Annotated in this window: 16 protein-coding genes; 10 read left to right on the top strand and 6 right to left on the bottom strand. The window is 62.3% G+C overall.

What is annotated here, in order from left to right; genetic code table 11:
* Positions 1–13: 13 nt before the first annotated feature.
* Together FJ974_RS16025 and FJ974_RS16030 are read right to left on the bottom strand one after the other, a co-directional pair.
* On the bottom strand, positions 14–1,180 hold the full coding sequence (locus FJ974_RS16025; RefSeq protein WP_140532890.1) for an alpha/beta hydrolase: 1,167 nt from the start codon (positions 1,178–1,180) through the stop codon (positions 14–16).
* 117 nt (positions 1,181–1,297) lie between these two features.
* On the bottom strand, positions 1,298–2,350 hold the full coding sequence (locus FJ974_RS16030; RefSeq protein ID WP_181177088.1) for an alpha/beta hydrolase: 1,053 nt from the start codon (positions 2,348–2,350) through the stop codon (positions 1,298–1,300).
* 261 nt (positions 2,351–2,611) lie between these two features.
* Here FJ974_RS16030 and ilvA point away from each other — a divergent pair, with 261 nt between their 5' ends.
* Positions 2,612–3,868: a threonine ammonia-lyase IlvA gene (ilvA, locus tag FJ974_RS16035; protein WP_140532892.1), complete on the top strand. Its 1,257-nt coding sequence runs from the start codon at positions 2,612–2,614 to the stop codon at positions 3,866–3,868.
* The gene (locus FJ974_RS16040) at positions 3,865–4,431 is read left to right on the top strand and encodes a DUF1697 domain-containing protein (protein ID WP_140532893.1); all 567 of its coding nucleotides are present in this window, start codon (positions 3,865–3,867) and stop codon (positions 4,429–4,431) included. The genes ilvA and FJ974_RS16040 overlap by 4 nt, the downstream gene beginning before the upstream one ends.
* Before the next feature lie 92 nt (positions 4,432–4,523).
* Here the strand turns inward: FJ974_RS16040 and FJ974_RS16045 are convergent, their stop codons facing one another.
* The gene (locus tag FJ974_RS16045; RefSeq protein WP_140532894.1) at positions 4,524–4,817 is read right to left on the bottom strand and encodes a DUF2218 domain-containing protein; all 294 of its coding nucleotides are present in this window, start codon (positions 4,815–4,817) and stop codon (positions 4,524–4,526) included.
* A gap of 131 nt (positions 4,818–4,948) precedes the next feature.
* The gene (gene gloA / locus FJ974_RS16050; protein WP_140532895.1) at positions 4,949–5,389 is read right to left on the bottom strand and encodes a lactoylglutathione lyase; all 441 of its coding nucleotides are present in this window, start codon (positions 5,387–5,389) and stop codon (positions 4,949–4,951) included.
* Positions 5,390–5,649: 260 nt separating this feature from the next.
* Between gloA and FJ974_RS16055 the strand changes: the two genes are divergently transcribed.
* The 4 genes from FJ974_RS16055 (at position 5,650) to FJ974_RS16070 (ending at position 8,446) form a co-directional block, all read left to right on the top strand.
* The gene (locus tag FJ974_RS16055) at positions 5,650–6,243 is read left to right on the top strand and encodes a cold-shock protein (protein ID WP_140532896.1); all 594 of its coding nucleotides are present in this window, start codon (positions 5,650–5,652) and stop codon (positions 6,241–6,243) included.
* Between the two features lie 391 nt (positions 6,244–6,634).
* The gene (locus tag FJ974_RS16060) at positions 6,635–7,135 is read left to right on the top strand and encodes a DUF192 domain-containing protein (protein ID WP_140532897.1); all 501 of its coding nucleotides are present in this window, start codon (positions 6,635–6,637) and stop codon (positions 7,133–7,135) included.
* A gap of 20 nt (positions 7,136–7,155) precedes the next feature.
* Positions 7,156–7,923: an alpha/beta fold hydrolase gene (locus FJ974_RS16065; RefSeq protein WP_140532898.1), complete on the top strand. Its 768-nt coding sequence runs from the start codon at positions 7,156–7,158 to the stop codon at positions 7,921–7,923.
* Positions 7,924–7,948: 25 nt separating this feature from the next.
* Positions 7,949–8,446: a GNAT family N-acetyltransferase gene (locus tag FJ974_RS16070; RefSeq protein WP_140532899.1), complete on the top strand. Its 498-nt coding sequence runs from the start codon at positions 7,949–7,951 to the stop codon at positions 8,444–8,446.
* 3 nt (positions 8,447–8,449) lie between these two features.
* Here the strand turns inward: FJ974_RS16070 and FJ974_RS16075 are convergent, their stop codons facing one another.
* The gene (locus FJ974_RS16075; RefSeq protein ID WP_140532900.1) at positions 8,450–9,052 is read right to left on the bottom strand and encodes a hypothetical protein; all 603 of its coding nucleotides are present in this window, start codon (positions 9,050–9,052) and stop codon (positions 8,450–8,452) included.
* A 189-nt stretch (positions 9,053–9,241) separates the two neighbouring features.
* Here FJ974_RS16075 and cysE point away from each other — a divergent pair, with 189 nt between their 5' ends.
* A complete protein-coding gene (cysE, locus tag FJ974_RS16080; RefSeq protein WP_140532901.1) occupies positions 9,242–10,090 on the top strand; it encodes a serine O-acetyltransferase in 849 nt (282 codons plus the stop codon).
* 144 nt (positions 10,091–10,234) lie between these two features.
* Entirely contained in the window at positions 10,235–10,438 is a 204-nt protein-coding gene (locus tag FJ974_RS16085; protein ID WP_140532902.1) for a DUF3126 family protein, read from the top strand.
* A gap of 55 nt (positions 10,439–10,493) precedes the next feature.
* Here FJ974_RS16085 and FJ974_RS16090 read toward each other — a convergent pair whose 3' ends face one another.
* Positions 10,494–11,081, bottom strand: a complete 588-nt coding sequence (locus tag FJ974_RS16090) for a hypothetical protein (RefSeq protein ID WP_140532903.1) — start codon at positions 11,079–11,081, stop codon at positions 10,494–10,496.
* Positions 11,082–11,427: 346 nt separating this feature from the next.
* Between FJ974_RS16090 and FJ974_RS16095 the strand changes: the two genes are divergently transcribed.
* Positions 11,428–12,057 carry an ATP-dependent Clp protease proteolytic subunit gene (locus FJ974_RS16095; RefSeq protein WP_140532904.1) on the top strand — a complete coding sequence of 210 codons (630 nt, stop codon included), beginning with the start codon at positions 11,428–11,430 and terminating at the stop codon, positions 12,055–12,057.
* A gap of 294 nt (positions 12,058–12,351) precedes the next feature.
* The gene (gene clpX, locus FJ974_RS16100; protein ID WP_140532905.1) at positions 12,352–13,626 is read left to right on the top strand and encodes an ATP-dependent Clp protease ATP-binding subunit ClpX; all 1,275 of its coding nucleotides are present in this window, start codon (positions 12,352–12,354) and stop codon (positions 13,624–13,626) included.
* The last annotated feature ends 239 nt before the right edge of the window (positions 13,627–13,865 follow it).

The raw sequence follows: 13,865 nt of genomic DNA on the forward strand, positions 1-13,865 counted from the left end.
CGGGAGACATGCTTTATCCGCCGGTGGCGATGGCCAGCACCTTGAACGGCGTCGTGATGATGACTTCCGCGGCGGAGCCGACCGCTCTGCCCAGGCCCTGGCCGACATTGTTCAACTGCGCCGGATTGGGTTCGTCCGACGCAAGGCCGGCTGGCGTGCGCAGCCGGTTGCCCAGCAATTGCACCAGGATCGGGTTGTCGGCGAATTTGGCATGGTTCAGGCCGCCATCGCCGCCCTTGGCCTGGGTCAGGTCGACAACTGTCACGCCATAATTGGCGAGGTCGGCCGCGTTGCCGTAGTCGCCGACGCGCGGCTTGTCGCCGGAAATGAAGCTCGACAGTTTCAGCGCCCGGTCATCGCCGGAAAGCAGCACCGCGAACGGTTTGTCGGGCTTGCCGTAGCGGATCATCTGTTTCTTGAAGATGTCGACGTCGATGTCCGGCGAGGCCAGGATGACATAGCCGATCTTGCCGCCGAGATCGCGATCGCCGGTGATGGCGAGCTGGCGCAGAGCCTCCATGGTCAGCCAGGTTCCCATCGAATGGGCGATGATGTCGATGCTCTTGACCTTGGTCCTGGCAAGCATTCTCAACGTCGCCTCGAGGTCGTCGCGGGCGGCGGTGGCGCTGTCCTTGTCGTAGATGTAGCCGGTCGCCTTGGCGCTCGACGCCCATGAGAACAGCACCGGCGTGCCCGGATATTTCGTATCATGCGCGATCTGCGTCAGCCGGTAGACGCCGTCGTCGAAGCCGTTGTTGAAGCCGTGCACGAACACCAGGGCGCGATCGCCGCGCATGGAAATATCGGCGCCGACCGCCTTGGCGAATTGCTGCGCGTCTCCATAGTGGACGACATCGGTGGTGGTGAACTGCTTGGCCGGATTGCTGTCGGCCGACCCGCTGGCGCGTTCGATCGCGCCGACCTGATGCACTTTGGGAACGGTGATGTCGACCCGCGCGTAGCTGGCGGTCAGCGAGCGATCGCCGTCGAACACCTGGCGCGGATCCTTGGTCGCCGGCTTGCGCGTCGTGGCGACGAAGATTTCGTGGGTCGCCGCAATGTCGGAGGCGGGCACGGCAACCGTCGTCCTGTTGAGCAGGTCATGCGCGTTCTGGCCGGCGCAGCCGGCAAGGGCGAGCGCGAACGCAAGGCCAAGGACGCTCTTCGAACGCTCGATCACCCGGGGTCCCCCAAAGGGCGGCAAAATGTTTATAGGCCCTCTGGACAATCGATAAAGGCATCGACCGGAGCGGTCCAGTTCTAAAGTGTTGCGACGCGGCGATCGCATCCTGCATGGTTACTGCCCGAGCAGGCTGATGCGGTCTGTGACCTCGCGGTCGCTGGCAAAGCCGTCGTCCTCGCGCAGCCGCTGTCCGATCATCTTCACCAGTTCGGGGTTGTCGGCAAACTTGGTGTGATTGAAGCTGTCGCTGCCCTTGACCTTGGAAAGATCGACGACCGTCACGCCATAAGAGGCGAGGTCGGCGGCGTCCCTGTAATCGCCGACGCGCGGCCGGGCGCCGGCGATCAGGCCGGAGAGCCGAAGCGCGCGGTCGTCGTCCGAAAGCAAAAGGATGAAGGGCTTGTCCGGCTTGCCGTAGCGGCGCATCTGGCTCTTGAAGACGTCGACGTCGATGTCCGGCGAAGCCAGCACCACGTCGCCGAGCTTGCCGCCAAGGTCGCGGTCGCCGGTGATAGCGAGCTGGCGCAGCGTCTCCATCGTCACCCAGGTTCCCATCGAATGGGCGACGATGTCGATGCGCCGGGCGCCGGTCTGCGCCAGCATCCTCAGCGTCACTTCCAGCTGGTCGCGGGCGGCCGCGGCGCTTTCCTTGTCATAGACATAGTCGGTGGTCGAGGCGCCGGAAGCCCAGGAAAACAGCACCGGCGTGCCGGGATAGCCGGAATCGTGGACGATCTGGGTCAGCCGGTAGACGGCATCGTCGAAGCCGGTGTTGTAGCCGTGGACGAAGACCATGACCCTGCCTCCGCGGGCGACGATGTCGGTGTTCAGCGCATTGGCGAATTTCGGCTGCGTGTCATAGCCGACGACCTCGGAGGCCATGAAGTATTTGGTGGGGTCGTCAGACTTGCCGCGCGAGCGCCGCTCGATCTGGCCGGTCTGGTGAACCGGCGGAACGGTGACGTTGACGCGCGCGTAATTCAGCGTCGCCGAACGCTCGCCGTCGAAGACCTTGTTCGGGTCGTCTGAGCGCTTGCGGGTGGTTGTGATGAAGATCGAGTGGTTGCCGGCGATCTCCGTCGCCGGCGCGGGCATGGCGATGCTGCCCAGAATTTCCTGTGTCGGCCGCCCGGCGCAACCCGCAACCAAAAGGGCAACGGCAATCATGCAGATCGTCTTCAAATTCACGTCGAAAAATCCGTTCCGGCCGCAAACGGCCTTCCACCTCCGCGAACCCTCCCGGACAGGCGAAGTGCGGCAGAAGTAAGTCGTGTCGAGCGGAATCCTGTCAGCGCCCGACGACAGCCGTGGCGCTGTTGCGCGGAAGCCAAAATGGCGGCCGACGCATCGAGGCGGCTTGCGGTGGCTGCAGACGCTGAATCATGCAATAGGCTTGACGTTCGAACCAACTGATCCCGGGTGATACCATTGACCAGTTTTGCCTCTCGCGTCGCTGTTGCCGCCGAGGCGATCCGTGGGATCTTCCCGGAAACGCCGCTGCAGGAAAACGACTATCTGTCGAAGAAGACCGGCGCCCGCGTGCTGCTGAAACGCGAGGACCTGACGCCGGTGCGCTCCTATAAGATCAGGGGCGCCTTCACTTTCTTTCGCAAGGCGCTTGCCGCGGGCAACAATGCCGAGCTGTTCGTCTGCGCCTCGGCCGGCAATCACGCCCAAGGCTTTGCCTTCGTGTGCCGCCATTTCGGCAAAAAGGGCGTCATCTTCATGCCGGTCACGACGCCGCAGCAGAAGATCGACAAGACGCGGCTGTTCGGCGGCGATTTCGTCGAGATCAGGCTGGTCGGCGACTTCTTCGACGATTGCTACCGCGCCGCCTTCGAATTCACCGAAAGCACGGGCGCGCATATGGTGCCGCCCTTCGACCACAAGGACATTATCGAGGGGCAGGCGACCGTCGCCTACGAGATCGCCGACCAGATGCCGGGCGGGCGTATGCCGGATATCGTCATGCTGCCGGTCGGCGGCGGCGGGCTGGCCGCCGGCGTCACCCACTATTTCGCCGACCAGCATCGCGACACGCGCTTCGTGTTCTGCGAGCCTGCCGGGGCGCCGAGCCTCAGCGAGAGCCTCGCCGTCGGCAAACGGATCAAGCTCGCCAGGGTCGACAATTTCGTCGACGGCGCCGCGGTGGCCGAGATCGGCCGCGAGCCGCTGCGCCACCTTCGGGAGTTCACGGCGGATGCCGTGCGGCTGGTTCCGGAGAACCGGCTCTGCGCCAGCATGATCGAGATGCTCAATGTCGAGGGCGTGGTGCTGGAGCCGGCCGGCGCGCTGGCGATCGATGCGCTGAAAGATTTCTCCCGTAAGGAAATCAGGGGCAAGACCATCGTTGCGGTGGTCTCCGGCGGCAATTTCGATTTCGAGCGGCTGCCGGACGTGAAAGAGCGGGCGCTGCGCTTCGAGGGCTTGAAGAAATACTTCATCATCCGCTTTCCGCAGCGGCCCGGAGCGCTGCGCGACTTCCTCGAAATGCTGGGGCCGGACGACGACATCGCCCGCTTCGAATACCTGAAGAAGTCGGCGCGCAATTTCGGCTCGGTGCTGATCGGCATCGAAACCAAGGACCGCCGCAATTTCGACCTGCTGAAGGCCAATTTCGAGGCCGAGGGCGTGCAATATCAGGACATCACCGACAACGAGACGCTTGCGGGTTTCATCATATGAGCGACAAGGGCGGCAAGGGAACGGTTTTCGTGGCGCTGTTTTCCGGCATCAACGTCGGTGGCAACCGCATCGTCAAGATGGCCGAGCTGAGGTCGTTCTTCGAAGGTCTCGGCTTTTCCGACGTCGCCACCTATGTGCAGAGCGGCAACGTCGTGTTTCGGGCGAAAAAAGGCACCGCGGCTGCGCTGACCAGCCAGTTGGAGGCAGCCTTCGAGAAGAAATGGGGCTTCAACTCGCGCATCATGGTGCGCGACGCCGGCTGGTTCGAGAAGCTTGTGAAGGACAATCCTTATCCGGAAGTCGCCGGCGAGCCGACCAAGCTCCACGCCTATACGCTGGAGCGCGAGCCGACCATTGAGGAGACGGAACGTCTTGCGGAAAAATGCACGGGGCCCGAGCGGTTCGAGATCAAGGGCGACGTGCTTTACCTGCATGCGCCCGACGGGCTCGGCAAATCTGTGTTCGCCAATCTCATCCCGCGCACGCTGAAGGTGCCGGGCACTGCGCGCAACTGGCGCAGCGTGCTTGCGCTGGTCGAAATGGCGCGCAAGGCAGGAGGCTGATTGGCGCTATCGTATGTTTTCACGCAGTTCCGGACGGAAGGCTACGGCGAAGTCGCCGAGCCTGACCGCTGTGCACTTTTCCTGGAATTGCCTTAGGCAGCCTCGGCGCGCTTCCAGTCGAACATCAATTCCTCGCGGAAGGCGAAGCGCTTGATGTGGTCGGTGACGACGCTTTCGAGGCGCTCGATCGAGCCGGCCTCGTCGGCCGATACCGTGATGTGCAGCGCTGCTCCGTCGGCATCCATGACCGTGCGGCCCAGTGAAAGGTCGATGACGCCATGGTTGGGATCGAACTCTACAGGAAATTTATGCGCCCAATGTTTGCACAGCTGCTGCAGATAGCGGCTTGCGTGTGCCGTGGCGACATTGACATGGCTGCTCGGCATGAAGGTGTCTCCGAAGGTGTATGACAATGACACGGCGCCCGCTTTGTGCGGCAGGCTCCCTGGCTGGATAGATAGGAGCGGCCTCGCCAAACGCCATAGATTGGCCGCCGACCGCTCGAAAAGGTGATCGCCTACCAGCTTCCGGTATTGGCCATGGAAACCCAGGGCTCGGCCTTCGCCTTGGCGGGGCCTTTCTGCAGCAGCTCGATCGAGATGCCGTCCGGCGAGCGGATGAAGGCCATATTGCCGTCGCGCGGCGGCCGATTGATGGTGACGCCATTGTCCATCAGCTTCTGACAGGTGGCGTAGATGTCGTCGACCTCATAGGCGAGGTGGCCGAAATTGCGGCCGCCCTTGTACTCTTCCGGATCCCAGTTGTAGGTCAGCTCGACCAGCGGCGCCTTGTCGTCGATGCCGCTCTGTTCGTCTTCGGGCGCGGCGAGGAAGATCAGCGTGTAGCGTCCCTGGTCGTTTTCGTAGCGGCGCACTTCCTTCAGGCCGAGCTTGTTGCAGTAGAAGTCGAGCGACTGATCGATGTCGGCGACGCGGACCATTGTGTGAAGATAGCGCATATCGGTTTCCTCGGAACGTTGCGTTGCGGCGCAACATAAAAGCCGCCCGGCCAAAGGGCAATCGCAGAGCTGGACGTATCGAGCAGCCAATTTGAGGCCGCGCATTGCGCGGCAAGTAACGCCGGCAAACAACAATTCAGGTTTTCCGGCATTCAGCGGTGAAAAAAGGCACGTCAGGCCTTGCACACCCCGGAAGCCGCAGTGTTAATCTCATGGCAAGAATCAGTCGTGGTTTTTAGTTGCAAAAAGGGGGCATTCTTATGGGGGAAAAGGCCTCTTTCACGAGGCGGGACGGAAGCCTTGACGACGCCTTGCAGCGGGACAGTGGCGGCGAAGCCGCCGAGCTTGTCGAAATCGCCGGCGCTATCAAATGGTTCGACGTGGCCAAGGGCTACGGCTTCATTCTTCCGGACGACGGCGTCTCGGGTGATATCCTCCTCCACGTGACATGTCTTCGCAGGGACGGTTTCCAGACCGCGCTGGAAGGCGCGCGCGTCGTCTGCCTCGTCAAGGAGGGCGAGCGCGGCCTGCAGGCCTTCCGCGTGCTCTCCATGGATGTCTCGACGGCAGTGCATCCCGCCGAGCAGGAGCAGCGCACGCATGTCACGGTGACGCCGGAAAGCGGCCTCGAGCGGGCTTTGGTGAAATGGTTCAACCGCACCAAGGGCTTCGGCTTCCTGACCCGGGGTGACGGCACCGAGGACATCTTCGTCCATATGGAGACGCTGCGCCGCTACGGCATCACCGAGCTTCGGCCCGGCCAGGTTGTGCTCATTCGCTTCGGGCGCGGCGACAAAGGCCTCATGGCCGCCGAAATTCACCCCGATATGGGCACCTTGCCGGTCTCGCACTAAGGTGTGTTGATATTCAGGTGAGGCCCGCCTGCAAATGACGGTTTCCTGCGCTTCCGGCCTTCGCCGGCCGAAGCATGCATTCATAAAAGTGGCGTGGCAGTTAAGGCTACGGCCGGCGTAGGCCGGTGCTCACGTACTTCAAGTACGCTCCGCTCCGGCCTTCGCCGGCCGAAGCCCTCACAAGCGTCTCCGCTCTATGAAGGCTACGGTCGGCGTAGGCCGGTTCTCAGAATCCACCATTTTCGACTCGGCCTGACCTGAATCTCAACACACCTTAGGCCGTCTCGACACAGTCCGGGCGGCCCGTCCTCTGTCGAGACGAATCTTGTCCGAAATCCAGGTTTCCCTTTTGCGGATCATGGTCTAGGACAAGGTCTCGACGAGGTATCGAATGGCCCACCGCAACTGGCTGATTTCAGGCGCGTTCTGCGCCGTCATGTTTTTTGCCATCTATTTCAGCGTTCTGACGCCAGGCTCGGCGGACGGTCAGGCGATGATGCTGCCCGTCGACCCGACGCCGCTGGTGGCTGTGACGGGCTCCGGCAAGCATTCCTTCTCCATAGAGATCGCCGACAATTCGGCCGAGCGCGAGGCCGGCCTGATGTTTCGCCGGACCATGGCCGACGATCACGGCATGCTGTTCGTGTTCGACAAGCCAGGTGTGGTGAATTTCTGGATGAAGAACACGCCGATGCCGCTCGATCTGGTCTTCATCGGCCAGGACGGCAAGATCAAGGCCATCAAGCGCGGCGAACCGGAATCCGAGGCGATCATCTCGCCGGGGCAGCCGGTGAGCTTCGTTCTCGAGCTGAAGGCCGGAACTGCCGCCAAGGATGGTCTGGAAAACGGCGATCTGTTGCTTCATCCGGCGCTCGGCACCAACTCCAATTGAGCGGAGCGGATTTCTGCCCGATGCAGTTCTTCTCGCATGACGGTTTCGACCTCGCCTACCTCGATCGCCAGCCGGCGTCGGGTGAGGGCGACCCGGTGCTGATGATCCATGGCTTTGCCTCGAGCCACTATGTCAACTGGGTCTCGCCAGGCTGGTTCAAGACGCTGAACGATGCCGGCTACCGCGCCATTGCGTTCGACAATCGCGGCCACGGCTCGTCGTCGAAAAGCTACAACGAGGCCGACTACACGCCGGCCAGGATGGCCTCGGACGCGGCCGCCCTGCTCGATCAACTGGGCATCGAGCGCGCCCACGTCATGGGCTATTCGATGGGCGCGCGGGTATCGGCGTTCATGGCTTTGTCCAATCCGGACAAGGTGGCGACACTGGTGTTCGGTGGCCTCGGCATCGGTCTTGTCGACGGCGTCGGCGATTGGGATCCGATCGCCGATGCGCTTCTGGCCGAGGATCCCGCTACGATCAGCCATGCGCGCGGCCGTTCGTTCCGCGCTTTCGCCGACCAGACGCGCAGTGACCGCCGGGCGCTCGCCGTCTGCATCGTCGGCTCGCGTGCATCCATGAGCGAGGACGATGTCGCGCGCATTGCCCAGCCGACCTTGATCGGCGTCGGGACCAGGGACGACATCGCCGGCTCGCCCGACGAACTGGCCGCGCTGATGCCACACGCAGAAGCTTTTCACATCGAGGGCCGCGACCATATGCTGGCCGTCGGCGACAAGACCTTCAAGCAGCGGGTGCTGGAGTTCTACGCCGAAAACCCGCTCTGACCTCTGACCGCGCGGGTGGATGGCAATGGTCGATCTTCTTGTGACCTACATGGAGATGACCGCGCCGCCCGGCGAGCCGCTGGCCGTGCCGCTGCCGGGTGCCCTGGTCGCCCGGGAGGCGCTCGATCATTCGAGCTATGTCAGCCTCTATCGTGCCGTCGGCGGACCGGTGCAGTGGGACCAACGCCTGCGCATGCCAAAGGCGGAGCTTGAAACGCTGCTCGCCAGAGCCTCGACACATATCCATGTGCTGCGCGTCGACGGCGATGCCGCCGGCTTTTGCGAGTTCAACGATGGCGGCCGGGCAGACATCGAACTGGTTCATTTCGGACTGGTGCCCGCCTTTCAGGGCCGGCGGCTGGGGCCGTTCCTGCTTGACCGGTCGCTGCGCGCGGTCTGGTCGTATCGGCCGGAACGGCTCTGGCTTCACACCGATACCCAGGACCACCCGACCGCGCAGTCGGTTTATGGCCGTGCCGGTTTCAAGGCCTATGCGCAACGCATGGAAACCTTTCCGGATTAAGCATCATCCGGCTTCAAGTTTTGCGAGCGAGCGCTCCATGTTTTGCCTGGCCTTCCGTTCGAAGCGCGCCTGGAACTCAGCCGTATGGAAGATTTGCGCGCGGCCGAGGAAGTTCCTCAGAACCGCCGCCCGGCCGGCGCGCCACATCGGCTCCTCGACCCAGCCATATTCGCGCCTGACGGCCGTCTCGTAGGCGTCGAAGGCATCAGGTTCGGCACCGAGGATCGAAAGGTCCATGTCGAGCAAAAGGGCAGCATCGCTCGTCGCCTTCTCATCATCCAATGGCGGCAACTGATGCGTGGCGGTGGCATTGATCATCGACGCGATGCGTTGGAGCCGCTCGGTTCGGGTGCGGCCTGCAAGCTTTTCTTCGGCCAGGGCAGCACTGCGTGCCTCATTGTCCTTGGCGCGGCTGTCATAGATGGCATCGTGGAACCAGATCGCCGCCTCGACGGCGCCCGGGTCATGAAGAAGGTGCCTGTATTCCGCGGCCAGCGCCAGCATTGCCTCGATATGGGCGAGGTTGTGATAATGCCGATCCCCGGCCTGATAGAGCGCGGCAAGCTCGGCCTTCAGCGCGTCGTCGATCAGCGTTTCGTTTTCCATGGCGGACCTTTTCGGCATTTAGGGCGAACGTTTTCCGGCGCTTTGGTGATCAAGGCTTCGTTTTCCATCGCGGCTTGAATTTCGATGAACCAGGTCCATTTCACAAAGCACTAAGGAAAATTGAGTTCAACCGTGCTATGATCTGACCTATATGTGGCGCCGGATGAATGAGCAGGCCGGAGACCGTCGATGAACAGCGTTACGATAGCCCGCCCCAGCATGGTGCAGCCGGTCGACCCGATCTGGCGTTCGATCCGCGATGAGGCGATGGAAGCGGTGAACCGCGATCCGCTGCTTGCCGCCTTTCTCTATTCGACCATCCTCAACCAGGAGAGCCTGGAGGAAGCCGTCATCCACCGGCTTGCCGAGCGCCTCGACCATCAGGACATCGGCTCCGATCTCATCCGCCAGACCTTCAAGGCAATGCTTGTCGACGATCCCGAGTGGAGCACGACCGTGCGCGTCGACATCCAGGCCTATTACGACCGCGACCCGGCCTGCGATCGCTTCATCATGCCGGTGCTCTATTTCAAAGGTTTCCATGCCATCCAGACGCACCGGCTGGCACACTGGCTGTGGAACCAGGGCCGCCGGGACTTCGCGCTCTATCTGCAGAGCCGCTCGTCCTCGGTGTTCCAGACCGACATCAATCCGGCTGCCCGCATCGGCAGAGGCATCTTCGTCGACCATGCCACCGGTCTCGTCGTCGGCGAAACCGCGGTGATCGAGGACGACGTATCGATACTCCACGGCGTGACGCTCGGCGGCACCGGCAAGGCCGGCGGCGACCGTCACCCGAAGATCCGTCGCGGCGTGCTGATCGGCGCCGGCGCCAAGATCCTCGGCAATATCGAGATCGGGCATTGCTCCAAGATCGCCGCCGGCTCGGTCGTGCTGTCGCCCGTGCCGCACAACAAGACGGTCGCCGGCGTGCCCGCGCGGGTTGTGGGAGAAACGGGCTGCGACCAGCCCTCGCGGCAGATGGACCAGCTGCTGCCGTCGCAGACAATGGACCACGTGGTCAGCTTCGACATTTGAAACCGGCTGCCGGTGGCCGGTTGTCGGTCACCGTTTTCAAGCGCCGGTTGTCGCGTATTATCCAGTCGGCTTGCCTTTACATCGCCATCGTCGGCGTGTCAGAAGCGCCTTCCAACGAATAAGCCGACATTTCGGAGAAGACTTTTGAAGCCGGACGAAATCAGAAAGCTGGACGCCTATTTCAAGCGCGTCTTCCAGAATCCCAAGCTGCAGGTAAAGGCGCGTCCGCGCAAGGAAGACTCGGCCGAAGTCTATGTCGGCGAGGAATTCCTCGGCATCGTCTTCAAGGACGAGGACGACGGCGACTACAATTTCTCGATGGCGATCCTCGACATCGATCTTGCCTGACCGGCAGCCCTGACCGGGTGCGTGATTGGAGCGCCCCGGTCGAAACACCTGCAGCCTAATCCGGGCAATGTCGCGGGATATGCACCCGCCGCCAGCTGGTCGAGCCTTCCCGCACCACGACACGGCGTGCAACCGTCCCATAGGAGGGCGGGATTTCGGTGATGCGCCGCTGCTCGGGCCGCACCAGCACTTCGCGGGCGACGCCTTCATATTCGGCCGGCAGCACGACGCGACGGACGCGCTCGGGTTCGACGACCACCGTCTCGGCGACGCGCGCGTAACGGGCCTTGCGCCACACCTTGCACAGCACCTTGCGGCCGTGGATGACGCGCCATTCCCAGGCATAGCCGCCATCGTCGACCTTGACTGTGTGATAGACGGTGCGGGTCACGGCCGGCACCACCCCATAGGTGACACGCGGCGGCGCGATCTGCTCGATGCTTTGACTTGTGCCGTAGATTGGCGGGTCGTAGTCGACCAGCTGGCCGCCGGGGCTGACCATCACATCCTCATAGACGGTGTCGTAGAGAGCCGGCCTGTGGACCGGCTCATAGCATTCGAGCGCCCGGCTGCCGGCGGCGGTTTCGGAGACGCTGGCAAGCATTGCGACCGAAGCCAGGAAGGCGGAGCTGTTGCGGATCATGACATTCCCCGTTGAAAAAGGACGCCGGTTCAACGCAGGACTGTAGCGGAAGCTCCGCACCCGGGCAGGGAATTCAAGGCTTGTCGTTAAGCGGCGCGGTTAAGAAAATGCTACCATCGCGGCTCGTGGGGGACGGGATCTCCTGCCGGGGGCAGTATTCCGGGACGGTCGTCCGCATTTCCCCTGGTAGCTGTGCTTGATTCGACTTAACCAGATGGCTAGGAGGGGCGGCCTTGCGCTAGGGTGAGCCGGCATCCTATTTACCTCGTAACCGATCCAGAACCGATTCTGCCCGATTGCTGATATATCACGGCGCCGGAATCCCATCTCCAACAAGGGATAGTCCATGAAAAACCCCGTCGAAACCTACATGAACCTCGTTCCGATGGTGGTCGAACAGACCAATCGCGGCGAGCGCGCCTATGACATTTTCTCGCGCCTCTTGAAGGAACGCATCATCTTCATTACCGGGCCGGTCGAGGACGGCATGGCGACGCTGGTTTGTGCACAGCTTTTGTTCCTCGAGGCGGAGAACCCCAAGAAGGAAATCAACCTCTACATCAATTCGCCGGGCGGCGTCGTCACCTCGGGCATGGCGATCTACGACACCATGCAGTTCATCAAGCCCGCGGTGTCGACGCTCTGCATCGGCCAGGCTGCTTCGATGGGTTCGCTGCTTCTGACCGCCGGCCACAAGGATATGCGCTTTGCCACGCCGAACGCCCGCATCATGGTCCACCAGCCGTCCGGCGGCTTCCAGGGCCAGGCTTCGGACATCGAACGTCATGCGCAGGACATCATCAAGCTGAAGCGCCGCCTCAACGAGGTCTACGTCAAGCACACCGGCAAGAGCTATGACGAGATCGAGCGGACGCTCGACCGCGACCATTTCATGACCGCCGATGAGGCCAGGGATTTCGGCCTGATCGACAAGGTCATCACCTCGCGCGAGCCGGTCGAGGGCCTGACCGTTTAACTTAGAGTGGCAGCTGAATGGCGCGATGGCGTGCTTTTAGCGCGGCTTGCAGCATTTCGGCCACATTTGGCTGTTCCCTCAGGCGTCGGGATTGCCTACGTTAAGGCTATGTTGATTTTCGACGGCTTAGCTTTGCATGGGGTTGCTGCGAATCATTGCCGCGTTTTCTGATTTGTGTTTCGTACGGAATGCGCTGTGTGAGCCGGTACACTGGCGGTGGCGGATTCCTGCGATAGATTGGGTAGGCGCCCTTCTGGCCAGACTATCGGCGGGCGTCCATGAAAGGACAGAAAAATGAGCAAGGTCGGCAACAACAGCGGTGATTCAAAGAACACGCTTTATTGCTCGTTTTGCGGCAAGAGCCAGCACGAAGTGCGCAAGCTGATCGCCGGCCCGACGGTCTTCATCTGCGACGAGTGCGTCGAACTCTGCATGGACATCATCCGTGAGGAGAACAAGACCTCGATGGTGAAGTCGCGCGAGGGCGTGCCGACTCCGCAGGAAATCCTCAAGGTCCTCGACGACTATGTCATCGGCCAGCCTTACGCCAAGCGCGTGCTGTCGGTGGCCGTGCACAACCACTACAAGCGCCTTGCCCATGCCGGCAAAAGCAACGACGTCGAGCTGGCGAAGTCGAACATCCTTCTGATAGGCCCGACCGGCTGCGGCAAGACGCTGTTGGCGCAGACGCTGGCCCGCATCATCGACGTGCCCTTCACCATGGCCGACGCCACGACGCTGACCGAGGCCGGATATGTCGGCGAGGACGTCGAGAACATCATCCTGAAGCTGTTGCAGTCGGCCGACTACAATGTCGAGCGGGCTCAGCGCGGCATCGTCTATATCGACGAGATCGACAAGATCTCGCGCAAGTCGGACAACCCCTCGATCACCCGCGACGTGTCGGGCGAGGGCGTGCAGCAGGCACTCTTGAAGATCATGGAAGGCACCGTCGCCTCGGTGCCGCCGCAGGGCGGCCGCAAGCATCCGCAGCAGGAATTCTTGCAGGTCGACACCGCCAACATCCTGTTCATCTGCGGCGGCGCCTTCGCCGGCCTGGACAAGATCATCTCGGACCGCGGCCGCAAGACCTCGATCGGCTTCGGCGCCACCGTGGCTTCGCCCGAGGATCGCCGCACCGGCGACCTGTTCCGCCAGGTCGAGCCCGAGGACCTGCTGAAATTCGGCCTGATCCCGGAATTCGTCGGCCGTCTACCGGTCCTGGCGACGCTGGAGGACCTGGACGAGCCGGCGCTGATCCAGATCCTGACCGAGCCGAAGAACGCGCTGGTCAAGCAGTATCAGCGGTTGTTCGAAATGGAGAATGTCGACCTGACCTTCCACGAAAACGCGCTGTCGGCGATCGCCAAGCGCGCCATCGAGCGCAAGACCGGCGCGCGCGGCCTGCGCTCCATCATGGAAGCGATCCTGCTCGATACCATGTTCGAGCTTCCGGCGCTGGAAGGCGTGCGCGAAGTGGTCATTTCGGAGGAGGTTGTCTCCGGCAACGCCAGGCCCCTCTATATCTACTCCGAGCAGAAGGAAAAGAAGGGCTCCGTCAGCGCCTGAAATGGCACCTGGCCCACATAGTTTTCATGGAACGGCGCCCGCGCGGCGCCGTTTTGCTGTGAGGGGTGTGCCGTCAGGTAATGGAATGGATCCTGCGACCGTGCTAACCCTTGATCTTTGCTCTGCCCGCATCCACCTAACAGCGGAAGGCCGAAGTGCCCCATTCTGTGCTGTAAAACTCCCGTCACAAACGGTGGTAGGCGGAACGACGCTCGGTCGTTAATATGAGATTCGCGATT

Source organism: Mesorhizobium sp. B1-1-8, from assembly GCF_006442795.2.
GTDB lineage: Bacteria > Pseudomonadota > Alphaproteobacteria > Rhizobiales > Rhizobiaceae > Mesorhizobium.